Raw genomic sequence first — 22,682 nt, forward strand, 5'->3', positions numbered from 1 at the left:
CCCGGGCACGGATGACGGCCCCTGCCAAGGCAGGGGCCGTGACCGCCCCGGTAGCTGTTTCCCTTCCTGTTTCCTTCCCGAATTTCTCCTCCGAGGCTTCCCATGAACCACCACAACCAAAAGATCGCGCTGGTCACCGGCGCCACCCGTGGCATCGGTGTTGAGACCGTGCGCCAGTTGGCGCAGGCGGGCGTGCACACCCTGCTGGCCGGTCGCAAGCGCCAGGCGGCCGTTGACCTGGTCCTGAAGCTGCAGGCCGAGGGCCTGCCGGTGGAAGCGCTGCAGCTGGACGTCGCCGACGCCGACAGCATCGCCATCGCGGTCGAGCACGTCACCGAGCGCCATGGCCGCCTCGACATCCTGGTCAACAACGCCGGCGTGCTGCTTGAGGACCCGGCCGTGGCACCGTCGGCGCAGCCGCTGGATGCCTGGCAGCGCACGTTCGATACCAATGTGTTCGCCCTGGTCGCGGTGACCCAGGCATTCCTGCCGCTGCTGCAGCGTTCGCAGGCCGGTCGCATCGTCAACGTCTCCAGCATCCTGGCCTCGCAGACGCTGCACGCCGACCCGGCGTCGGGGATCTGGGACTTCAAGATTCCCGCCTACAACGCCTCCAAGGCGGCGGTGAACAGCTGGACGCTGAGCCTGGCCTACGAGCTGCGCGACACGCCGATCAAGGTCAACACCGTGCACCCCGGTTACGTGAAGACCGACATGAACGGTGGCGAAGGCGAGATCGAAGTGGGCGAAGGCGCGCGCTCCAGCGTGCAGATGGCGTTGATCGGCAACGACGGCCCCACCGGCAGCTTCACTTACCTGGGCGAGGTGCTGCCATGGTGATGCGTGGCCTGACCGTCGCCGTGGCCAGCGCATTGCTGGCCGGCTGCATGACCGTCGGCCCGGACTACACCGCACCGCCCGTGCAGCCAGTGCAATTGCAGGGCACGGCCGACCCGGCGTTCAGCAGCGTGTCGCCGGTGGCTGACTGGTGGTCGCAGTTCAATGACCCGGTGCTGACCCAGCTCATGCACGGCGCGCTGGCCGGCAACCTGGACCTGCGCATCGCGATGGCACGCGTGCGGATGGCGCGCGCGGCGTTCACCGAGCAGCGGCTGGACCAGTTGCCGCACGTCACCGCCGGTGGCAGCCAGGACCGGCGCAAGCAGCCGGATGCGAGCCAGGGCGGCGAGCGGGTGTTCAGTGAAACCTACCAGTTGGGCTTCGACGCGGGCTGGGAGCTGGACCTGTTCGGTCGCCAGCGTCGCGCCGCCGAGGCGGCGCGCGCCGACCTGGGCGCCGAGCGTGACAACCTGCTCGATGCACAGGTCACCGTGGCTGCGGAAGTGGCGCGCAACTACTTCGAACTGCGCGGCACGCAGAAGCGCATCGCCGTGGCACGGCAGACGCTGGTCAACCTGCGCGACACCCAGCAGCTCACCGAAACCCGCTGGAAGCTGGGGGCCGGCAGCGAGCTGGACGTGCAGAGCAGTCGCGCGCGATTGAAGGCGATCGAGGCCGACATCCCGCTGCTCGAAGTGTCCGAAGTGCAGTCGCGGCATCGCCTGGCGGTGTTGCTGGGCCAGCGTCCGGAGGCATTGGACGCCTTGCTGCAGCCCCGCGAGGTGCCGGCCTTCGCCCAGGCCCTGCCGTTGGGCGATACCACCGACCTGCTGCGTCGTCGCCCGGACGTGCGCGCGGCCGAGCGCCGCCTTGCCGCAGCGACGGCACGCGTGGGCGTGGCAACGGCCGACCTGTTCCCGCGCATCAGCGTCAGCGGCTTCGTCGGCTTCCTCGGCGGCGATGCCAACGGCCTGGTGAACGGCAACAACAAGGCGTGGTCACTGACGCCGTCGATCAGTTGGGCCGCTTTCGATTTTGGTACCGTGCGTGCGCGGCTGCGTGCGAGCAAGGCGCAGGCCGATGGTGTCGCCGCCGAGTACGAGAAGACGGTGCTGCTGGCGCTGGAGGACACCGAGAATGCGCTGACCCGCTATGCCAAGGAGCAGTCGCGCCTGGCGATCATCGCCGAGCAGGCCGAGGCGGCGCGGCGGGCCGAAGCATTGGCGCAGATCCAGTACCGGGAAGGCTCACAGGACTTCCTGGCGCTGCTGGATGCACAGCGCAACCAGCTCGCGGCCGACGACGCGCTCGCCGCGGCCGAGGCCACGGTCAACGTCAACGTGGTGTCGGTGTACAAGGCGCTGGGCGGTGCCGGGCAGTTCGAGGTACCGCTGGCGAGCCGCTAGGCCGTGCACCACGGGCGCTGATGCACGCGATGGAAGCGGGCATCGGCGCCGAACCCGGGAGCAGCAAACGAAAGAGGCGGCCAATGGCCGCCTCTTCGTGTTTCAGGCCGGAAAAGCAGGCCTCAGGCAGCGTTGGCCTGCTCGCGGCGCGGGCCCTCGACCAGCGCACGGCCAACCATGTCGACCAGCAGGTCCAGCTCTGCCTCGTCCATGTTGAAGTGCGGGGTGAAGCGCAGCGAGTTCTCGCCACCGTGGATCACGTTGACGCCGTGCATGCGCAGCCACTCTTCGGTGGAGCCGGCGCCGTAGCACTTGAACTGCGGGGCCAGCTCGCAGGAGAACAGCAGGCCGGTGCCCTGTACCTTGGTGATCAGGCCGCCGAGCCTGGCCTTGAGGGCTTCCAGCTTCTGCACGGCCTGTTCGCCGCGCAGGCGGATGTTCTGGCGCACGTCCGGCGACAGGTGGGCCAGGGTGGCACAGGCCACGTCCAGCGCACGCGGGTTGGTGGTCATGGTGTTGCCGTACACGCCCTTGCGGTACAGGCCCGCGGCATGCTCGGTGACGGCCAGCACCGACAGCGGGAACTGCGCGCCGTTCAGGGCCTTGGAATAGGTTTCCATGTCCGGCGGGTCCAGCGTTTCGTAGCCGGGGTAGTCGACGAAGGACAGCGTGCCGTGCACGCGCAGTGCGGCCTGGATGGAGTCGATCAGCAGCAGGCTGCCGTGCTCGCGGGTGAGCTCGCGCGCGGCCTTGTAGAAGCTGGCCGGCACCGCGCGGCCCGGGTCGCCTTCGCCCATCACCGGCTCCAGGAACACGGCCTCGATGAACCAGTTGTTGGCTTCGGCATCGGCGAACACCTTGCGCAGCACGGCTTCGTCGTACGGCGGGATGGTGATGACGCTGTTCTCGCCGCGGTAGCTGGCCAGGTGCTGGTCATACGACTTGCGGCTGGAGTCCGAATACAGCGCCGGGCGGTCGGTGCGGCCGTGGAAGCTGCCCTTGATGACCACGCGCTTGATGGTGGCGCCGGCGTGGCGGGCACCCGGGTCGGTCTGCAGCTTGGCGTTGATGTCGGCGATGCGCGCGGCCAGGCCCACGGCCTCGGAGCCGGAGTTCAGGCACATGAAGCGGGTGAACGGGCAACCGCCGCGGGTGTGGCCGATCTCCTTGCGCATGGCGTTGGTGAAGCGGCGCTGGGCCAGGCTCGGGGTCATGATGTTGGCCATGACCTGCGGCTTGGCGGCGGCGTCCATCACGTCGGCCGGGGTGTGGCCGAAGCCGAGCATGCCGTAGCCGCCGGCGTCGTACAGCACCGCGCCCTTGAGCGAGATCACCCACGGGCCGCGCGCGGCCAGCGCGATGTACGGGACCACGGCGTCATCGGCGTAGAAATTGACGAAACCGGCCTGCATCGCGGCGATCTGGTCCTTTTCGTCCAGATCCAGCAGGTCGGCGGCTTCGTCCTTGATGCGGGTGTATTCGGTGGCGGCAGCCGCGATGGCCTGGGCCAGATCGGGATGGGCGGTGGCCAGGCGTTCGACGCTGGCATCGTCCAGACCCTGGGTAAGGCGGGTGCCGGCGTGCGCGCGAAGCGGGGCGAGGGGGCCGAGTACGGTCATGCTCATCTCCAGAAGTAACTTGTATATATCCATTATCTGGAGATTCTGGACATATGGCAGATATGAACTGGACAGATTTTCGGGTAATTTCGTCGAATCGACGAATCTGGTTTGCAATGTGAAGATTTCCGCCGCTGACGAACGCCTGTTGTCCGTGCTGCGCGAGGACGCGCGCGCCTCCACCGCCCAGATCGCCCGCCGGCTCGGGCTTTCGCGGACCACCGTGCAGAGCCGCATCGACCGCCTGGAGCAGCAGGGGGTGATCGCCGGTTACACCGTGCGCACCCACGAGGACTACGAGCAGGGCCAGGTGCGTGCACATGTGCTGATCACCGTGCTGCCGAAGAAGATGCCGGCGGTGGTGAAGGCGCTGCGCGACATCGCCGAAGTGCGCTCGCTGCATTCGGTCAGCGGCAACCACGACCTGATCGCGATGGTGGTGGTGGGCGGCGTCGGCGAAATGGACGTGGTCACCGATGCCATCGGCGCCATCGACGGCGTGGAGCGCACGACCAGCGCGATCATCCTGTCGACCAAGTTCGAGCGCTGAAGGGCAGGCAGCGCCGAACCATGCCCGGCCGGGGGCCCGGTCTCCCGGCGCTGGCCGGGCCGCCTACCAGCCTAAAACCGCATGGGGGCTACAATAGCCGGCTCCCCGCACGACGTTCCGGCCTTGAAGAAGTCCGATTTTCACTATGACCTGCCCGAGGCGTTGATCGCCCAGGCGCCCCTGGCCGAGCGTTCGGCCAGCCGGCTGATGCTGGTGCCGCCGGCACCGGCCGCCTTCGATGACCTCCACGTGCGCGACCTGCCGACGCTGTTGCAGCCCGGTGACCTGCTGGTGTTCAACGATACCCGGGTGATCCCGGCGCGCCTGTTCGGGCAGAAGGCCACCGGTGGCCGGGTCGAGATCCTGATCGAACGGCTGCTCGGCGGCCAGCAGGCCCGTGCCCAGATCGGTGCCAGCAAGTCGCCCAAGCCGGGCAGCCGCATCCAGCTCGACGCCGGCGGCGAGGCCGAGGTGCTGGGCCGCGATGGCGAGTTCTATGTCCTGCGGTTCGACATCCCCGAGCCGCTGGAGTCGTGGCTGGTCCACGAGGGCCGCCTGCCGCTGCCGCCGTACATCCACCGCGAGCCCGGCCTGGATGACCGCGAGCGTTACCAGACCGTGTTCGCGCGCCAGGTCGGTGCGGTGGCCGCTCCCACCGCCGGCCTGCATTTCGACGAAGGCCTGCTGGCGCAGTTGCGCGAACGCGGCGTGCAGTTCGGCCACATCACCCTGCACGTCGGCGCCGGCACCTTCCAGCCGGTACGCGTGGATGACCTGAGCCAGCACGTGATGCACCGTGAATGGCTCAACGTCGGCGCCGAACTGGTCGAGCAGGTGCGCCGCACCCGCGCGGCCGGGGGGCGCGTGATCGGTGTCGGTACCACCGTGGTGCGGGCGCTGGAGAGCGCCATGCGCGAGGGCGAGCTGCAGCCGTACGCCGGCGAGACCCAGATCTTCATCACCCCCGGCTACCGCATCCGCAGCGTCGATGCGATGGTGACCAACTTCCACCTGCCCGAAAGCACCCTGCTGATGATGATCAGCGCCTTCGCTGGCAAGGCCCGGGTGTTCGAGGCCTATGCCCACGCCATCGCGCAGGAGTACCGCTTCTTCAGCTACGGCGATGCGATGCTGCTGTTCCCGCAGGGCGGGGAGGGCGCCGGCGACGGCGGGGATGCCGCCTCCCGTCCCGGCTGACCGCCAGCGCCCGGCGATCCAAGCCCCGTCGAACGCGCGCCGGTAGACTGTCCGTCTCCGGCGCGCCTGATTTCCGCCCCCATTCCCGAATTTCTGCCTCTCGCCATGTCCCGACTGCACTTCAAGCTCCAGACCACCGATGGCCGCGCCCGCCGCGGCCAGCTGTCCTTCCCGCGCGGCACCGTGCAGACCCCGGCGTTCATGCCGGTGGGCACGTATGGCTCGGTGAAGGGCGTGCTGCCGGAGCAGGTCCGCGCGCTCGGCGCCGAGATCATCCTGGGCAACACCTTCCACCTGTACCTGCGCCCGGGCCTGGACGTCATCGCCGACCACGGCGGCCTGCACGGGTTCTGCCGCTGGGACGGCCCGATCCTGACCGACTCTGGTGGTTTCCAGGTGTTTTCGCTGGCGCATCGCCGCAAGATCACCGAGGAAGGCGTCACCTTCGCCTCGCCGACCGACGGCGCCCGGGTCTTCCTGGGGCCGGAAGAGAGCATGAAGATCCAGAAGGTGCTGGATTCGGACATCGTCATGATCTTCGACGAATGCACCCCGTACCCGGCCACCGAGGCGGTGGCGCAGAAGTCGATGGAACTGAGCCTGCGCTGGGCCCAGCGCAGCCGCAACGCGCATGACGCGATGGGCAATGACGCGGCACTGTTCGGCATCGTCCAGGGTGGCGTGCATACCGACCTGCGCAGCCGCTCGGCCGAGGGGCTGCAGAAGATCGGCTTCGACGGCTATGCCATCGGCGGCCTGGCGGTGGGCGAGCCCGAGCACGAGCGCAACGCCATGCTCGACCACATGCACCCGATCCTGCCGGCCGACCATCCGCGCTACCTGATGGGCGTCGGCCGCCCGGAAGACCTGGTCGAGGGTGTGGCGCGCGGCGTGGACATGTTCGACTGCGTCATGCCGACCCGCAACGCCCGCAACGGCCACTATTTCACCTCCTTCGGCACCGTGCGCATCCGCAACGCCAGGTACGAGCGCGACATGGACCCGATCGAGCCGGGCTGCGGCTGCCACGCCTGCACCAGCGGCTACACCCGCGCCTACCTGCGCCACCTGGACCGCTGCAACGAGATGCTGGCGCCGATGCTGGGCACCCTGCACAACCTGTTCTATTACGAAAAACTGATGGCCGACATGCGCGCGGCGATCGAGGCGGGAACCTTCCTGGCCTTCCGCGAGTCCTTCTACGCGGCCCGGGGCGTGTCTGCCCCGGCCTTGTCGGGGGAGTAACCCAGCAGCCACGCGGCCCGGGACGAGGTCCCGGGGCCGTGGCATACTTCACGGCTGACCCCGTTTCGCGGTGACCGCCGGCCCCAGGCCGGGCAGGGTGCCGCCCAACACCAAGGACTTACGTAATGAATCTGATGGCCATCCTGCTTCCCGTCGCCCAGGCCGCCCCGGCTGCCCCGGGCATGGGCACCTTCCTGCTGCCGATCGCCCTGATCGCGGTCATGTACTTCCTGATGATCCGCCCGCAGATGAAGCGCCAGAAGGAACACAAGGCGATGCTGGACAAGATCAGCAAGGGCGACGAAGTGCTGACCTCCGGCGGCATCGCCGGCGTGGTCACCGACATCGGCGACAACTTCGTCACCGTCGAAGTGGCCGACAACGTGCGCATCCGCGTGCAGAAGGGCTCCATCGGCAACGTGCTGCCCAAGGGCACGCTGAAGTCGGCTGCCTGAGGCTGAATTCCCTTTCCGTCACGTCGTGACGCCGGGAAGGCGCCACGCAGGAATCCGCAATGCTTGAATTTCCACGTTGGAAGTACTTCCTGATCGTGATCGTTCTGGCGGTCAGCGCGCTGTATGCGCTGCCGAACATGTACCAGAAGGATCCGTCCGTCCAGATCACCGCCAACCGCGGTGGCCAGATCGATGACGCCTTCAAGGAGCGCGTCACCACGGCGTTGGGTACCGCCGGTGTCACGCCCAAGGGCGTGGCCAAGGAAGGCGACAGCCTGATCGTCCGCCTGCCGTCGCTGGATGCGCAGACGCGCGCCAACGACGTGCTGCGCGAGGCGGCCGGCGAGAACTACACCGTCGCCCTGAACCTGGCTTCGACCGTGCCGGAATGGCTGGCCAAGCTCGGCGGCAAGCCGATGGTGCTGGGCCTGGACCTGGTCGGTGGCGTGCACTTCGCGCTGCAGGTCGACCAGAAGGCCGCCGTGGACAAGCGCTTCGAGGCCTTCACCGAAGACGTGCGGACCACCCTGCGTGACAGCCGCGTCACCTACCGTTCGGTGGAGCGTCGTGGCAACAGCGACATCCAGGTCACCCTGGCCAACGCCGCCGATGCGGACAAGGCCCGCGCCGCGCTGGCCAAGGCGCAGCCGACCTTCACCTACTCGGTGAGTGGCGATCGCATCACCGCCACGGTGCCGCAGACGGAAATGAGCCAGATCGCCACCGGTGCGATCGAGCAGAACCTGACCACGCTGCGCAACCGCGTCAACGAACTGGGCGTGGCCGAGCCGATCATCCAGCGCCAGGGCGACGACCGCATCGTGGTCGAGCTGCCGGGCGTGCAGGACACCGCCGAGGCCAAGCGCATGATCGGTGCCACCGCGACGCTGGAGTACCGCGCCGTGGTCGATGGCAACGCGCAGGACGCCGCCGATACCGGCCGCATCCCGCCGGAAGCCAAGCTGTACCGTGACCGCGCCGGCCGCCCGGTGCTGCTGAACAAGCGCACCATCGTCACCGGCGACCAGATGGTCAAGGCCAACGTCTCCACCGACCAGAATGGCCTGCCGTCGGTGAGCGTGACGCTCAACGCCGTGGGCGGCCAGCGCATGTTCGACTTCACCAGCGCCAACGTCGGCAAGCCGATGGCCGTGGTCTACACCGAGCGCATCCCGCAGGTGGCCATGGTCAATGGCAAGGAAGAGCGCAGCTTCCGCGTCAAGGAAGAAGTGATCTCGGTGGCCAACGTCAACGGTGTGTTCGGCAAGGAGTTCCAGACCACCGGCCTGGAGAAGACCGAGGCTGACGGCCTGGCCAAGCTGCTGCGTGCCGGTTCGCTGGCCGCGCCGATGGACTTCGTCGAGGAATACGTGATCGGCCCGAGCCTGGGCAAGGAAAACGTGGCCCGCGGCGTCAAGGCCGTGGTGTTCTCGTTCGTGTTCACCCTGGTGTTCTTCACCGTCTACTACCGCATGTTCGGTGCGATCACCTCGGTGGCGCTGCTGTTCAACCTGCTGATCGTGGTGGCGGTGATGTCGCTGTTCGGCGCGACCATGACCCTGCCGGGCTTCGCCGGCCTGGCGTTGTCGGTGGGCCTGTCGGTGGACGCCAACGTGCTGATCAACGAGCGTATCCGCGAGGAGTTGCGGCTGGGCATGCCGGCCAAGAAGGCGATCGCCGAAGGCTACGAGCGTGCATCGGGCACCATCCTGGACGCCAACCTGACCGGCCTGATCGTGGGCGTGGCGCTGTACGCGTTCGGCACGGGCCCGCTGAAGGGCTTCGCGCTGACCATGATCATCGGTATTTTCGCCTCCATGTTCACCGCGATCACCGTGTCGCGTGCGCTGGCCACGTTGATTTACGGCCGCCGCAAGAACCTGAAGTCCGTGGCGATCTGATCGGGAAGAGACTCAATACATGAAACTGTTTCCACTCCATATCGTCCCGAACGACACCAACATCGACTTCATGCGCCACCGCAAGCCCGTGCTTGCGCTGATGGTGGTGCTGCTGTTGCTGTCGGTGGCCGTGATCGGCTTCAAGGGCTTCAACTATGCGCTGGAGTTCACCGGCGGTACCGTGGTGCGCACGCACTTCGAGAAGCCGATCAACGCCGACAACGTGCGTGAAAGCCTGTCCAAGGCCGGCTTCGAGAACGCCCAGGTGCAGAGCGTGGGCGGCGGCAACGACGTCATGATCCGCCTGCAGCCGGACGGTGAGCACAACAACGCCGCTGATGCCGCTGCCCAGGTGGCGGAGAAGGTGCGCGTGGCGGTGACCACCACCGACAACCCCGCCTCGGTGCAGCCGGGTGAGTTCGTCGGCCCGCAGGTGGGCAAGGACCTGGCCCTGAACGGCGTCTACGCGACCCTGTTCATGGTGATCGGCTTCCTGATCTACATCGCCGCGCGCTTCGAATGGAAGTTCGCGATCGTGGCCAGCATCACCGCGTTCTTCGACCTTATCCTGACCATCGCCTACATGTCGCTGCTGGGTCGTGAGTTCGACCTGACCGTGCTGGCGGGCATGCTGTCGGTGATGGGTTTCGCCATCAACGACATCATCGTGGTGTTCGACCGTGTCCGCGAAAACTTCCGCAGCCTGCGCGCAGAGCCGCTGGAAGTGCTGAACAAGTCGATCAACCAGACGCTGTCGCGTACGGTGATCACCGCGGTGATGTTCTTCCTGTCGGCGCTGGCGCTGTACCTGTACGGCGGCGAGTCGATGGAAGGCCTGGCCGAGACGCACATGGCCGGTGCGGTGATCGTGGTGGTGTCCTCGATCATCGTGGCGGTGCCGCTGCTGAGCATCGGCCCGTTCAAGGTCAGCAAGCAGGACCTGATGCCCAAGGCCAAGGACGTGGAGGAGCTGGCCCGTCGCCCGTGACGGTGCCCCTCCCGGCAACCCGGAAAAGCCGCGCACCGCGCGGCTTTTCTTTTGCCCGCGCCGGCAGGTTGCACGGGGATTTCCATGCGGTGGCGTCGGTTGTGTTCGCTGCGGGTGCACACTACGATCCTTCCGGTTCGGCGCCGGGCCGTGGTTTCCCTGTCATGGCGGCGCTGTTTTCCTGCTTACCTAGCTGAGGTTTTCATGGTCATCAAACCGCGTGTGCGCGGCTTCATCTGCGTCACCACCCATCCGACCGGTTGCGACGCGGCGGTCAAGGAACAGATCGACTACATCCAGTCGCTGCCCAAGCTGGCCAATGGCCCGAAGAAGGTGCTGGTGCTGGGTGCCTCGACCGGTTACGGCCTGGCGGCGCGCATCAAGGCGGCCTTCGGCAGCGATGCGGCCACGCTGGGCGTGTTCTTCGAGCGCCCGGGCAGCGAGACCAAGCCGGGCACGGCGGGCTGGTACAACTCCGCCGCGTTCGAGAAGTACGCGCACCAGGCCGGCCTGTACGCGCGCAGCGTCAACGGCGACGCGTTCTCCGACGAGGTGAAGCAGAAGGTCATCGAGATCATCAAGGCCGACCTGGGCCAGGTTGACCAGGTCGTCTACAGCCTGGCGGCGCCGCGTCGCAAGCATCCCAAGACTGGCGAGGTGATCAGCTCCACGCTCAAGCCGATCGGCGCGCCGATCACGCTGCGCGGCCTGGATACCGACAAGGAAGTGCTGACCGAAACCACGCTGCAGCCGGCCACCGCCGAGGAGATCGCCGGCACCGTGCAGGTGATGGGGGGCGAGGACTGGCAGATGTGGATCGATGCGCTGCTGGAAGCCGGCGTGCTGGCACCGGGCGCTACCACGACCGCCTTCACCTACGTGGGCGAGGAGATCACCCAGGCCATTTACTGGAACGGTTCCATCGGTGCGGCCAAGAAGGACCTGGATGCCAAGGTCAAGGACATCCGCGGCAAGCTGCAGGGCATCGGCGGCGACGCGCGCGTGTCGGTGCTCAAGGCGGTGGTGACCCAGGCCAGCTCGGCCATCCCGACCATGCCGCTGTACCTGTCGCTGCTGTTCAAGGTGATGAAGGAAGAAGGCACGCACGAGGGCTGCATCGAGCAGCTCGATACGCTGTACGACATCCTTTACAACGGCCCGCAGGGCGGCGCCAACGCGGCTGACCATATCCGCCCGGCACTGGTTGACGGCAAGGGCCGCGACGTCGCGCTGGTCGACGCCGAAGGCCGCCTGCGCGCGGACTACAAGGAAATGGCCCCGGAAGTGCAGGGCAAGGTGCTGCAGCTGTGGCCGCAGGTGACCAACGAGAACCTGTACGAGATCAGCGACCTGGCCGGCTACAAGGCCGACTTCCTGCGCCTGTTCGGCTTCGGCATCGACGGCGTGGATTATGAGGCTGATGTGAACCCGGACGTGGCGATCCCGGGCATCGTCGAGGCCTGAGCCTCGGCGGTTCCGGGAACAGAAGGGCCGCGCGATGCGCGGCCTTTTTTGTTCCTACACGATCGCCAGGGCCCGTGGAGCCCCTCATCCGCCCTTCGGGCACCTTCTCCCGCCCGCGGGAGAAGGGAGCATCAATCGTACGCTGCCAGCACACGAGCCCTTCTCCCGCGGGCGGGAGAAGGGGGTGTCATCGCACGTTGTCGATGCAAAAGCCCCTCTCCCGTGTACGGGAGAGGGGTTGGGGTGAGGGCAGGCCTCAGTTGAACTCGAAGTCCATCTGCGCCGTCGGCGGCCCGACGAAATCGCCCTGTACGTAGTCCACGCCGGCACTGAACAGCAGGCTCATCGTGGCCGCGTCGGTGACGAACTCGGCGACGGTGAGGATGCCGGCCTCCTGCGCCTTGCCGGTGATCTCGCGGGTCTTGTCCAGCTGTTCCTTGGCCTGCGCCGGATCGGCGGTGAAGCTGCGGTCCAGCTTGAGGAACGCCGGTTGGAAATGGGCCAGCAGCTGGAACGAATCCAGGCCCGAGCCGAACTGCTCCAGCCCGACCTTGCAGCCCATCGTGGCCACGCCGGCGAGGAACTGCTGCGCGTTGCGCAGGTGGGTGAATACCTTGGCCTCGGGGATCTGCAGCCACAGCTGGTCGCCGTCCACGCCTTCGTTGGCCAGCCCGTCGCGGATGACGTCCAGCAACTGCGGGTCGGTGAACGACTCGGGGGTGATGCGCACCATCAGGCGGGTGGTGTGGCCGGCGCGGCGGCGTTCCCCCAGCGCGCGGATGGCGTTGGCCACCACCCAGCGGTTGAGCGGCGCCAGCAGGCCGTGGTCCTCGGCGATGGGCAGGAAGGTGCCAGGGCTGACCAGCTCGCCGTTGTTCTCCAGCAGCAGCGAGGTGTCGTACAGCTGCATCGGCTCGCCCATCAGGTTCAGCACCGGCCGGAAACGCAGATGGAACCCGTCGCCGGCGATAGCCTCGCCGATGCGCTGCACCCAGCGCTGGATGCGTTCTTCCTCGACGCGATCGGTCGCGCCCGGGTCGAACACCTTGACCGTGTTGCCGCCCAGCTCGATGGCCGCGCGGTTGCAGTCGTTGGCATGGCTGAGCACCTGGCCGACGCTGGCGATCTTCTCGCCGACCTGCACGCCGCCGATGCTGACAGTGACCGTGGCCGAACGCTGGCCGATGCTGAACACATGGGAGGCGAAGGCCTGGCGCACGCGTTCGGCCACCTGCGTGGTGTGCGCGTACTGGCCCTGGCAGAGCAGGGCGAAGCTGTGCTCGCCGAAGCGTGCCAGCTGCGCCTCCTCGTTGATGGCGCCGGCCAGGTGCTGGCCGAGCGCGGCGATCAGCGCATCGGCCGAATCCAGGCCGATGTCCGCCAGCAGGCGGTTGTAGTGGTCCGGTTCGACCAGCAGGAAGCCGTACTGGCCGTCGCTGCGGCTGACCTGGGCCACCGCGTTCTCCAGGTGGACCATGAAGGTGGGGCGGTTGAGCAGGCCGGTGACCTGGTCGCGCTGGCGCAGTTCCTCCACCTCGCGCGCCAGTTCGGGGTCGAACTCCTCGCGGCGGCGGAACACCACCTGGAAGCAGGACTCGCCCTCATAGGTAGCGGCGGTGAACTCCATCGTCGCCGGGAAGGTGTCGCCGTCCTGGTTGCGCGCGTGCACTTCGTACTGCGGCGGCGGCGCCTCGCCCTTGCTCAGCGACTTGAGCAGGTTCTTGAAGTCCTCCACGTACTGCGGGGCGACCATGTCCAGCAGCGAGATGCCTTCCACGTCATCGAACGACTCATACCCGAACATGTCCAGGTACGCCTCGTTGGCGCGGATGTGCATCCCTTCGTGGATGTAGGCGATGGGGTCGCGCGAGGAGGAGATCAGCGCATCGCAGCGGCGCTCGGTCTCGCGCATCTGTACTTCGATGCGGCGCAGGCCGCGGCGTGCCTGCAGGTCGGTCCATTCGGTGCGCACCACCGACAGCAGGTGGTCCGGCTCGGTGCGCAGGGCGATGGCACGGATGCCGTTGGCCGAGGCGTCGAGCAGCAACTGCGCGTCGACCTGGTCGGCCAGCAGGATCATCGGGATGTCCTTGCCACTGGCGGCGACCTGCTGGGTCAGCAGCGACTGCGGGATCGTGTACGCGTTGGCGGCCAGCACCAGGTCGAGCGGTTGCCCACCCACGGCCTGGACCAGCTCGTCCGGGCTCTGCGGCCGGAAGGGACGCACGGCGATGCCGCTGTTGCGCAACGTACTGACGATGGCTTCGGCATTCTCGGCGCTGTCATCGACGATCAGCAGGCGCAAGGTGATGTCTTTGGCGTTCTGCATTCAAGACTCCTTCGGACGCCGTTTAATACACGATGGGCAGGTACGGCGTCTATGCGTGGAACGTTTGACAGTGCCGGGCTGGGGCACAAATGGCCCCTGTGCGGCTCATGCCACCTGGCCCGCCGCGTGGCCGGAAGCCCAGGCCCACTGGAAGTTGTAGCCGCCCAGCCAGCCGGTCACGTCCAGCACCTCGCCGATGAAATGCAGGCCCGGCACGTGCTGCGATTCCATCGTAGAGGACGATACCTTGCGCGTGTCCACGCCGCCGAGGGTGACTTCGGCGGTGCGGTAGCCCTCGGTGCCGCTGGCGACCAGCGCGAAGTCGGAAAGCAGGCTGGCGGCGGCCTGCAGCTCGCGCTCGTCCAGTTGCCGCACCGGCTTGTCCTTGAGCCACTGCTCGCACAGGCGCAGCGCCAGCCGGCGCGGGATGACCTCCGACAGCACGGTGCGCAGCTCGGAGGCGCCGCGCTCGCACTTCATCGCGCGCAGCCACTCGGCGGCATCGCGGTCGGGCAACAGGTCCAGGCGCAGGTCGTCGCCGGGTTGCCAGTACGAGGAAATCTGCAGGATCGCCGGGCCGCTGATGCCGCGGTGGGTCAGCAGCATGAAGTTGCGGAAGTGCTGGCCGTTGCAGCGCGCTTCCACCGGCAGGGCGACGCCACTGAGGTCGGCGAAGCGTTCCTGGTGCTTGCCACTGAGCGTGAGCGGTACCAGCCCGGCGCGGGTCGGCAGCACTTCGTGGCCGAAGCGGCGCGCCACTTCATAGCCGAAGCCGCTGGCGCCCATGCTCGGGATGGACAGCCCGCCGGTGGCGATCACCAGCGAGGCGCAGTGGAACAGCCCCTGCGCGGTGCGCACGCGGAAGCCGTCGGCGCCGCGTTCGATGTCCTCCACGCCGCAGTCGGTGCGCACCTGCACGCCGGCGGCACTGCATTCGTCCAGCAGCATTCTTACGATCTGCTTGGAGGAGATGTCGCAGAACAGCTGGCCCAGTTCCTTCTCGTGGTAGGCGATGCCGTGCCGCTCGACCATGTCGATGAAGTCGGTCGGCGTGTAGCGCGCCAGCGCCGACTTGCAGAAGTGCGGGTTGGCCGAGAGGAAGTTGGCCGGCGTGGTGCCGGTGTTGGTGAAGTTGCAGCGCCCGCCACCGGACATCAGGATCTTCTTGCCCGGCTTGTTGGCATGGTCGATCACCTGCACGATGCGACCGCGCTGGCCGGCGGTGAGCGCACACATCAGGCCGGCGGCACCGGCGCCGACCACCAGCACGTCGCAACGGATCGTGTTCACTGCCACCGCCTGCTCAGCCTGCCGGGCGCTTGCGCCACTGCGGGATCACGTCCAGTTGCATCTGGTCGTTGATCAGCTGCACCTCGCCGTCCTGGATCAGCACGCTCCAGCGCATGGCGCGCTGGATCTGGCTGCCCCAGCGTTCGACGAAATCGCCGGGCAGGTCGAGCACGGACAGGTTGTCGAAGCGGGCCAGCGGCTTGCCCTGCTTCTGCCACCAGATGTCCGAGGCATTGCCGCCGTAGTTGATGATCTGCACGCGGCCGCTGCGGTTGCAGGCCTTGCGGATGCGCGATTCGTCCGGCTGGCCCAGGTCGATCCACTGCACGATGTCGCCGGTGTAATCGTGTTCCCACAGGTCCGGCTCGTCATCGATGCTCAGCCCGCGGCCGAACTCCAGCCGGTCGCCGGCATTCAGGGCGAAGGCGAGCAGGCGGACCATCAGCCGCTCGTCGGTTTCGGACGGGTGCTGGGCCAGGGTCAGGTTGTGGGTCGCGTAGTAGCCGCGGTCCATGTCGCTGATCTGCAGCTCGGCCTTGCGGATGGTGGCAGTAAGGGCCATGGGATTACCGGGGGCAAAGACCGACAATGATACGGCTTTGCCCCTGCCGGGACCCGAACGCGTGAGCACCGACGATCTGCCCAGTCATCTGCAATTGGCCCCCGGTCCGTGGGCGAGCCTGCTGGAGGGGTTGTGTGCGCGCTTTCCGGCGATCACGCGCGCGCAGTGGCTGGACCGGTTCGCGCGGGGGCGGGTCCAGGCCCTGGATGGCAGCGCGCTGGACCCGGGGCAGCCTTGGCAGGCCGGGCGTGAGATCCGCTACTTCCGCGAGGTGGCGCAGGAGCCGGTGGTGCCGTTCGAGGCGGACATCCTGTACCAGGACGCGCATCTGCTGGTGGCCGACAAGCCGCATTTCCTGCCGGTGATGCCGGCCGGGCGTCATGTCCGGCAGACGTTGCTGGCGCGCCTGGTGGCCTGCACCGGCAACCCGGCACTGGTGCCGCTGCATCGGATTGACCGGGGCACGGCCGGGTTGGTGCTGTTTTCCTGCAACCCGGAGAGCCGGGCGTCGTACCAGCGCCTGTTCGCCGAGCGGAAGATCGAAAAGCACTACGAGGCGCTGGCGCCGGCCTTGCCGGACTGCGTGTTCCCCGTGCAGCGGCATAGCCGGCTGGAGCGTGGCGAGCCGTTCCATGTCATGCGCGAGGGCTTTGGCGCGCCCAATGCGCTGAGCCGGATCGATGTGATCGAGCGGTGCGGGGAGATCTGGCGTTACGCCCTGGAGCCGGTGAGCGGGCGCAAGCACCAGTTGCGCGTGCACATGGCCGCGCTGGGCGCACCGATCCTGGGGGACGATTGCTATCCGTGCTTGCTGCAGCGCGCGCCGGAAGATTTCAGTACCCCGCTGCAGTTGCTGGCCCGTCGCTTGGCCTTCATCGATCCGTTGAATGGCGAACCGCGCCAGTTCACCAGCCCGCGTCGGCTGGGGTGATGTCCCGGCCAAGCGTTAGGCCGATGCATTGCCGTGGTGCAGGGAGTGCGGCCCGGCTGCCGGGAACGGCCCCGCGGCTGCAAGGTGGTGGACGCCCCAGGCCGGCAGCCCCGGATGCCTAGGCGACTGGCCGTGGGCGCTGGGCGAGCCAGCGGTCCAGCTGCGCGGCGAAGGCCTGGCGGTCGCGTGGGTGCAGGGCGGCCGGGCCACCGGTCTGGATGCCGGCGCCGCGCAACTCCTCCATGAAGTTCCGTACCGACAGTCGCTCGGCGATGCTGTTTGCGGTGTAGACCTCTCCCCGCGGGTTCAGCGCCGCGGCCTGCCTGTCCAGCACACGGGCGGCCAGCGGGATGTCCTGGGTCACGACCAGGTCGCCGGCGGCGACCCGCTCGACGATGGCGTCGTCGGCCACGTCCGGGCCACCGGGCACCTGCAGCGCGCGGATGAACCGGGAGGCCGGGGTGCGGATCCATTGGTTGGCCACCAGTACCGTTTCGATGCCGGTGCGCTCGGCGGCGCGGAACAGGATGTCCTTGATGACGACCGGGCACGCGTCGGCGTCAACCCAGATGCGGGGGGCGGGCGGGGAATCGGGGGCAGTCATGGGGCGCAGTGTAGCGGTGCCCCCGTGGGACGCCGACCGGCGCTGCCCGGCCAAGTCCATGAATCCGGACGACATTGGCGCGGTGCTGAACCGCTCAGCTTTGATGAATACGGTATTTATCGCTTTTTAACCAAAAGCCGCGTATCGTTCGCCCCACTGTGCTTGCAAGGGTCACCGTGAATCGTGGCCTGATGCAGTTGATCTCACCGATCCGCTCATCGTTCCGCTTTACCAACGCCTGCAACTCAGTCTCGGCCCCGAATATCCGGTGGCTGCGATTTTTCTCATCAATGTTTCAGGAGTTTGTAATGTCTGATCGTCAGACCGGCACTGTGAAGTGGTTCAACGATGCCAAGGGCTTTGGCTTCATCACCCCGGAAAGCGGCCCGGACCTGTTCGTGCACTTCCGCGCCATCCAGGGCACCGGCTTCAAGTCGCTGCAGGAAGGCCAGAAGGTGACCTTCGTCGCCGTGCAGGGCCAGAAGGGCATGCAGGCTGACCAGGTGCAGGCGGTCTAAATCGACCCCTGCCACCGAAAGGTAGCTTGGAACGCCGGAAGCGAAAGCTTCCGGCGTTTTCTTTTGTGCCGCCCCGTGGCCGACCGTGCGCGCCATAACCGGTAGGATCCGGGTGTACGGCAGTGACGAGCAGGCGATGCACAACAACGACCCTCATTTCGACAACCGATTCGTGCAGGCGCTGCCCGGCGATCCCGAGCGTGGCCCCGGCCGCCGCGAAGTGCGCGGTGCGCTCTGGTCGGCAGTCAGTCCCACGCCGGTGGCCGCTCCCCGCCTGCTGGCGTACTCGCCCGAGGTGGTGGCACTGCTGGGTTTCAACGAATCCGTCGTGCAGGGCGAAGGCTTCGCGCAGGTGTTCGGCGGCAACGCGCTGTATGCCGGGATGCAACCGTGGGCGGCCAATTATGGCGGGCACCAGTTCGGCCAATGGGCCGGGCAGCTCGGCGATGGCCGCGCGATCTCGTTGGGCGAACTGCTGGCCGGCGGCCAGCGCTGGGAGCTGCAGCTGAAAGGCGCGGGGCCGACCCCGTACTCGCGCGGCGCCGACGGCCGGGCGGTGCTGCGCTCCTCGGTACGCGAGTTCTTGTGCTCCGAGGCGATGCATCACCTGGGGGTGCCGACCACCCGCGCCCTGTGCCTGGTGGCTACCGGTGAAACGGTGGTGCGCGACATGTTCTACGACGGCAACCCACAGGGAGAACCCGGCGCGGTGGTGTGCCGGGTGGCGCCGTCGTTCCTCCGTTTCGGCAGCTTCGAACTGCCCGCCTCGCGCGGGGACATCGCGCTGCTGACCCAACTGGTGACGTTCTGCATCGACCGCGACTACCCCGAACTGGCCGACGCCGGTGCGCAGCGCCAGGCGCGCTGGTTCGAGCAGGTCTGCACGCGCACCGCGGTGATGGTGGCGCACTGGATGCGGGTGGGCTTCGTGCATGGCGTGATGAACACCGACAACATGTCCATCCTCGGGCTGACCATCGATTACGGTCCGTATGGCTGGGTGGAGGACTACGACCCGGAATGGACGCCCAACACCACCGACGCGCAGGGCCGTCGCTATCGCTTCGGCACGCAGATGCAGGTGGCGTACTGGAACCTGGTGCGGCTGGCGCAGGCCGTGTCGCCGCTGTTCGAGGATGCCGCGCCGCTGCAGGCCGGGCTGGATGCGTTCCGGACGCGGTTCGAGCAGGAGCAGCGCCATCATCTGGTGGCCAAGCTGGGCCTGGGCCGTTTCGTCGAGGGGGACGACACCTTGATGGCGCAGTTCCTGCAATTGCTGCACGAGGGCGAAATGGACATGACGCTGGCGTTCCGTGCCTTGGCCGAGGTGGACCCCGCGGCGCCGGATGTGGCGGTGCTGGAGGCGGCGTTCTACGCGCCGGACAAGCGCGGGCAGGTGCTGCCGAAGCTGCAGGACTGGCTGCAGCGGCATGGCCAGCGCGTGCTGGCCGACGGGCAGGCGCCGGAGGTGCGTCGCGCCACGATGAACGTCGCCAACCCGAAGTACGTGCTGCGCAACTGGTTGGCGCAGGAGGCCATCGACCGTGCCGAACAAGGCGATTCGGCCGGTATCACGGACTTGCTGGACGTCCTGCGGCATCCTTATGACGACCAGCCGGGCCGCGAGGCGTTCGCCCGGCGCCGCCCGGAATGGGCGCGCGAACGGGCCGGCTGCTCGATGCTGTCGTGCAGCTCCTGACTCCTGTTTTCCTGATTCGATGATTGAAATGACTCCTGTTTATCCCGAGTGGTCGCGCACGATCCGCGACGTGGCCGACTTCCCCAAGCCCGGCATCCTGTTCAAGGACATCACCCCGCTGCTGGCGGACGCCGAGGCGTTCGATGCGGCCGTCAAGGCCATGGCCGCGCCCTGGCGCGCGGCCGGCGTGCAGGCGGTACTGGGTGTGGAGGCACGTGGCTTCATCCTCGGCGCAGCGTTGGCGCTGGAGCTGGGGGCCGGCTTCGTGCCGGTGCGCAAGCCCGGCAAGCTGCCCGGTGCCACCCTGCAGCAGGAATACACGCTGGAGTACCGCAACGACCGCATCGAGGTGTGCGCCGATGCCATCGCGCCGGGTACCCGGGTGGTGCTGGTCGACGACGTGCTGGCCACCGGCGGCACGCTGGCCGCAGCCCTGCTGCTGGCCGGGCAACTGGAGGCGCAGGTGCTCGGCGCGGCGGTGCTGGTCGAGCTCGACGGGCTCGGCGGCCGTGCGCGCCTGCCTGCCGGCGTGCCCTTGCAGGCCACGCTGGTCTACTGACTTTCCATCGCAGGACGCCCCATGCCGAACCTGAGTGAACTGCTGTCCTCCTTCGACGCGCGCAAGGGCGTGCTGCTGCCCGACAGCTGGCGCCAGGGGCGCACCGCGTACGGTGGCATCGTCACCGCGCTTGGCATCAGCGCCGCGCTCCAGTCGCATGCGACGCCGCTGCCGCCGCTGCGCGCGATGCAGGTCAACTTCATTGGCCCGGCCGTGGGCCAGTTGACCTTCGCGCCGCAGGTGCTGCGCGAAGGCAAGTCGGTGGTGAGCCTTGGGGTGGACGTCTTCGCCGAGGGCGCGCTGGCGGCGCGCTTGATGGGGGTGTTCGGACGCGCCCGCGAGAGCGGCATCGTCCATGATTTCGGCGACTTCCCGGACGTGCCCGGCGTGGACGATTGCCGTGAGTTGAACGCGGCGGCCGCCCCGTTCGTGCCGGCGTTCCTGCAGAACTTCCAGCTCAAGCCGGCCGGTGGTGCGATGCCGGTGTCCGCGGCGGCGTTCCCGGAGCAGTTGGCCTGGGTACGTCACCGCGACGCGCAGGGGGTGGATCCGGCCATTGCATTGGCGGCGATGGGAGACGCCATGCCACCGGCGGCCTTCACCGCATACCGCGCGCCTGCGCCGGTCAGCTCGATCAACTGGAGCTTCGAACTGCTGGATCCGGCGCCGGCCGGGGAGTGGTTCCTGCTGCGCTCCTTCAGCCAGCACGCACGCGACGGCTACTCCTCGCAGGACATGCAGGTCTGGAACGCGCAGCGGCAGCTGGTGATGCGCGGCCGTCAGAGCGTGGCGATCTTCAGCTGACAGCCCGAGCGGGCCGAGGCTGCTCCTGCCCGACGTGGCGATGCCATGATGGCCGCAGGTTCATTCGGGGCAGGGCATGCGCATTCTGGGTTGGCTGGTACTGCTGTTGGCGATGCTGGGCTGGACCGCCTGGTTCGTGGTCTGCAATGTCTACGAGTTCGCGCCACGGCTGGATCCGTGGGCGTTTGCCTATGGCTGGCTGCTGGCCGCGCTCGCTGGCGCGTTCGCCCGGCGCAATGGCTGGAGCCTGTGCGCGCAGGCCGGAAGCGTTGGCCTGTACCTGTTGTTGATCCACCGCGGCATGGGGGATGGCAGTGCACGTGGACTGTTGTTGCTCACCTCCGCCGCCATCGTTGGCGTGACGTGGTGGATCCGTCGGGCCAAGCGCTAGCGCGCTTTCACTGTGGAAGGACAAGTGCCCGGCGCAGGAAGGCCAGCACCGCGGGCGCGCTTTCCCGGTCGGCGCGGGCATGGCCGGCCGGCGTGCCGCCAACCCGGAGATGCGGGCCGCTGGCGTGACGGAAGGTGGTGGGCTGGTGCATCTGCCCGATCAGGTGACCGGCATCGGAGTAGTACAGCAGCGCATCGGCCTGCGGGACGCTGCGGCGCTGCAGGCGTCGCATGGCGACGGCCGCCATTTCACCGGATGCGCCCAGTTGGTCGTCGCCGCCGGCGACGAGCAGCACGGGGCCGTTGATACGTTCGATCGGCAAGGTGGCGTTCTCCAGTGCGGCGGCATGGCCGCCCGGCTGGTTCCAGTTGACGTCCTCCAGGTAGGGGAGGAACGGCAGGTCCCGGCCCTGATGGCTCAGCGCCGGGAGATCAACCGCGCGGAAGTCCGCCGGCGGCACGTCGCGGCGGATGCCGCGAAACGGAGCGGGGCTGCCCACCCACGACACGACCGCCTTCAGGCGCGGATCATGGGTGGCCGATGCCATGGCCAGGGTGGCCCCCCAGGAACCGCCCATCACCCCCACCTGGCCAGTGAACGGTTGTGCCTGCAGCCAGTCGATGGCGCGGCTGACCGGGTCGATCGGAACGCGGATCAGGTCTTGGGGCAGGCCTGGCATGCGGTAGTAGGCAAGTGCCACGGCCGCGAAGCCATTGGAGGCCAGCCAGGCCGCGTAGTAGTTGGCGGTGTCGATGCCGCCCTCCGCGCCACCGAGGGTGATCACCACCGGCAGGCGCTGGCCGTCCCGTGCGGCATCCGCAGGCAGGTAGAGGTTGCCGACAAGGCCATCGACGCCGAGCGGGCGGGCACGCACGCCGGGATGGTTGATGCGGCGTAGCAGTTGTTGCTCACCAACCAGCACGCCGTCGATCCAGGCCTGCAGCGTGAACGGTACGGGTTTGAACAGCAGCCCCCCGGCATCAGGCCGTATCGGCAGCGGGGAGGGCGGGCCGTCACCGGAAACCGGCTGCATCGACCAGAACAACCCCATGGCGTCCACGCCGCTGTAGGTGCCGGCCTCGGCGCCGGTCCGGCGCGTGTCCACGCGGCCATCGAGGTCGGCGCGGAAGGTCGCCTGCGATACCCACTCGACACCGCGGGAATCCTGCAGGGACAGCCGCAGTTGCACCGCCTGCGTCGGCAGCAGTCCTTCCACCTGCATCTGCACGGGCTGGTCGGCGGGCCCATCGGCGGGGGTCACCACGAGGCGGGCGGCATTGGAGGCAAAGCAGGTGCCCAGCAGCAGGGCGGCGAACAGATGACGGTGCAT

The 22,682-nt window shown here is 67.8% G+C and carries 21 protein-coding genes; 15 read left to right on the forward strand and 6 right to left on the reverse strand.

Annotation, left to right across the window (positions count from 1 at the left end; all coding sequences use genetic code 11):
* Window positions 1-102 precede the first annotated feature (102 nt).
* Window positions 103-840, forward strand: coding sequence for an SDR family oxidoreductase (locus IB227_RS17175; RefSeq protein ID WP_192288396.1), 738 nt, complete (start codon window positions 103-105; stop codon window positions 838-840).
* Entirely contained in the window at window positions 834-2,246 is a 1,413-nt protein-coding gene (locus tag IB227_RS17180; protein WP_192288397.1) for an efflux transporter outer membrane subunit, read from the forward strand. The genes IB227_RS17175 and IB227_RS17180 overlap by 7 nt, the downstream gene beginning before the upstream one ends.
* 122 nt (window positions 2,247-2,368) lie before the next feature.
* On the opposite strand, the gene IB227_RS17185 is transcribed toward IB227_RS17180, so the two are convergent.
* Window positions 2,369-3,865, reverse strand: a complete 1,497-nt coding sequence (locus IB227_RS17185) for an aminotransferase class III-fold pyridoxal phosphate-dependent enzyme (protein WP_192288398.1) — start codon at window positions 3,863-3,865, stop codon at window positions 2,369-2,371.
* A gap of 118 nt (window positions 3,866-3,983) precedes the next feature.
* Between IB227_RS17185 and IB227_RS17190 the strand changes: the two genes are divergently transcribed.
* From IB227_RS17190 to fabV, 7 genes are all read left to right on the forward strand, one after another.
* Entirely contained in the window at window positions 3,984-4,415 is a 432-nt protein-coding gene (locus IB227_RS17190; protein ID WP_132864220.1) for an Lrp/AsnC family transcriptional regulator, read from the forward strand.
* Window positions 4,416-4,538: 123 nt separating this feature from the next.
* Window positions 4,539-5,612 (forward strand): tRNA preQ1(34) S-adenosylmethionine ribosyltransferase-isomerase QueA, encoded by a 1,074-nt coding sequence (gene queA / locus IB227_RS17195; protein WP_192288399.1) that lies wholly within the window; start codon window positions 4,539-4,541, stop codon window positions 5,610-5,612.
* A gap of 105 nt (window positions 5,613-5,717) precedes the next feature.
* Window positions 5,718-6,857 carry a tRNA guanosine(34) transglycosylase Tgt gene (tgt, locus tag IB227_RS17200; protein WP_192288400.1) on the forward strand — a complete coding sequence of 380 codons (1,140 nt, stop codon included), beginning with the start codon at window positions 5,718-5,720 and terminating at the stop codon, window positions 6,855-6,857.
* A 125-nt stretch (window positions 6,858-6,982) separates the two neighbouring features.
* Window positions 6,983-7,312 (forward strand): preprotein translocase subunit YajC, encoded by a 330-nt coding sequence (gene yajC / locus IB227_RS17205; protein ID WP_132864217.1) that lies wholly within the window; start codon window positions 6,983-6,985, stop codon window positions 7,310-7,312.
* 59 nt (window positions 7,313-7,371) lie between these two features.
* Window positions 7,372-9,213 (forward strand): protein translocase subunit SecD, encoded by a 1,842-nt coding sequence (gene secD / locus IB227_RS17210; protein ID WP_192288401.1) that lies wholly within the window; start codon window positions 7,372-7,374, stop codon window positions 9,211-9,213.
* Window positions 9,214-9,232: 19 nt separating this feature from the next.
* Complete coding sequence (gene secF, locus IB227_RS17215) at window positions 9,233-10,201, forward strand: protein translocase subunit SecF (protein WP_192288402.1); 969 nt, start codon at window positions 9,233-9,235, stop codon at window positions 10,199-10,201.
* A 204-nt stretch (window positions 10,202-10,405) separates the two neighbouring features.
* Window positions 10,406-11,665, forward strand: coding sequence for an enoyl-ACP reductase FabV (gene fabV, locus IB227_RS17220; RefSeq protein ID WP_192288403.1), 1,260 nt, complete (start codon window positions 10,406-10,408; stop codon window positions 11,663-11,665).
* Window positions 11,666-11,921: 256 nt separating this feature from the next.
* On the opposite strand, the gene IB227_RS17225 is transcribed toward fabV, so the two are convergent.
* The 3 genes from IB227_RS17225 to IB227_RS17235 all read right to left on the reverse strand — a co-directional run bounded on the left by IB227_RS17225 (window position 11,922) and on the right by IB227_RS17235 (window position 15,846).
* On the reverse strand, window positions 11,922-13,994 hold the full coding sequence (locus IB227_RS17225) for an EAL domain-containing protein (protein ID WP_132864213.1): 2,073 nt from the start codon (window positions 13,992-13,994) through the stop codon (window positions 11,922-11,924).
* Between the two features lie 105 nt (window positions 13,995-14,099).
* Entirely contained in the window at window positions 14,100-15,284 is a 1,185-nt protein-coding gene (locus IB227_RS17230; RefSeq protein WP_192288404.1) for an NAD(P)/FAD-dependent oxidoreductase, read from the reverse strand.
* A gap of 13 nt (window positions 15,285-15,297) precedes the next feature.
* A complete protein-coding gene (locus IB227_RS17235; RefSeq protein WP_192288405.1) occupies window positions 15,298-15,846 on the reverse strand; it encodes a YaeQ family protein in 549 nt (182 codons plus the stop codon).
* 61 nt (window positions 15,847-15,907) lie between these two features.
* Between IB227_RS17235 and IB227_RS17240 the strand changes: the two genes are divergently transcribed.
* Window positions 15,908-16,777 (forward strand): pseudouridine synthase, encoded by an 870-nt coding sequence (locus tag IB227_RS17240; protein WP_318639560.1) that lies wholly within the window; start codon window positions 15,908-15,910, stop codon window positions 16,775-16,777.
* A gap of 118 nt (window positions 16,778-16,895) precedes the next feature.
* Here the strand turns inward: IB227_RS17240 and IB227_RS17245 are convergent, their stop codons facing one another.
* Window positions 16,896-17,381 (reverse strand): YaiI/YqxD family protein, encoded by a 486-nt coding sequence (locus IB227_RS17245; RefSeq protein ID WP_192288407.1) that lies wholly within the window; start codon window positions 17,379-17,381, stop codon window positions 16,896-16,898.
* Window positions 17,382-17,689: 308 nt separating this feature from the next.
* Between IB227_RS17245 and IB227_RS17250 the strand changes: the two genes are divergently transcribed.
* The 5 genes from IB227_RS17250 to IB227_RS17270 all read left to right on the forward strand — a co-directional run bounded on the left by IB227_RS17250 (window position 17,690) and on the right by IB227_RS17270 (window position 21,352).
* Window positions 17,690-17,899, forward strand: coding sequence for a cold-shock protein (locus tag IB227_RS17250; protein ID WP_039005002.1), 210 nt, complete (start codon window positions 17,690-17,692; stop codon window positions 17,897-17,899).
* Between the two features lie 136 nt (window positions 17,900-18,035).
* A complete protein-coding gene (locus IB227_RS17255; protein WP_192288408.1) occupies window positions 18,036-19,598 on the forward strand; it encodes a YdiU family protein in 1,563 nt (520 codons plus the stop codon).
* Between the two features lie 28 nt (window positions 19,599-19,626).
* Window positions 19,627-20,157, forward strand: coding sequence for an adenine phosphoribosyltransferase (locus IB227_RS17260; RefSeq protein WP_192288409.1), 531 nt, complete (start codon window positions 19,627-19,629; stop codon window positions 20,155-20,157).
* A gap of 21 nt (window positions 20,158-20,178) precedes the next feature.
* A complete protein-coding gene (locus IB227_RS17265) occupies window positions 20,179-20,961 on the forward strand; it encodes a thioesterase family protein (RefSeq protein ID WP_132864208.1) in 783 nt (260 codons plus the stop codon).
* 76 nt (window positions 20,962-21,037) lie between these two features.
* Entirely contained in the window at window positions 21,038-21,352 is a 315-nt protein-coding gene (locus IB227_RS17270) for a hypothetical protein (protein WP_192288410.1), read from the forward strand.
* Window positions 21,353-21,359: 7 nt separating this feature from the next.
* On the opposite strand, the gene IB227_RS17275 is transcribed toward IB227_RS17270, so the two are convergent.
* Window positions 21,360-22,682, reverse strand: a complete 1,323-nt coding sequence (locus tag IB227_RS17275) for an acyl-CoA thioesterase/bile acid-CoA:amino acid N-acyltransferase family protein (RefSeq protein WP_192288411.1) — start codon at window positions 22,680-22,682, stop codon at window positions 21,360-21,362.

The sequence above is a fragment of the Stenotrophomonas sp. STM01 genome, from assembly GCF_014852135.1.
In the GTDB taxonomy this organism is placed as follows: Bacteria; Pseudomonadota; Gammaproteobacteria; order Xanthomonadales; family Xanthomonadaceae; genus Stenotrophomonas; species Stenotrophomonas capsici.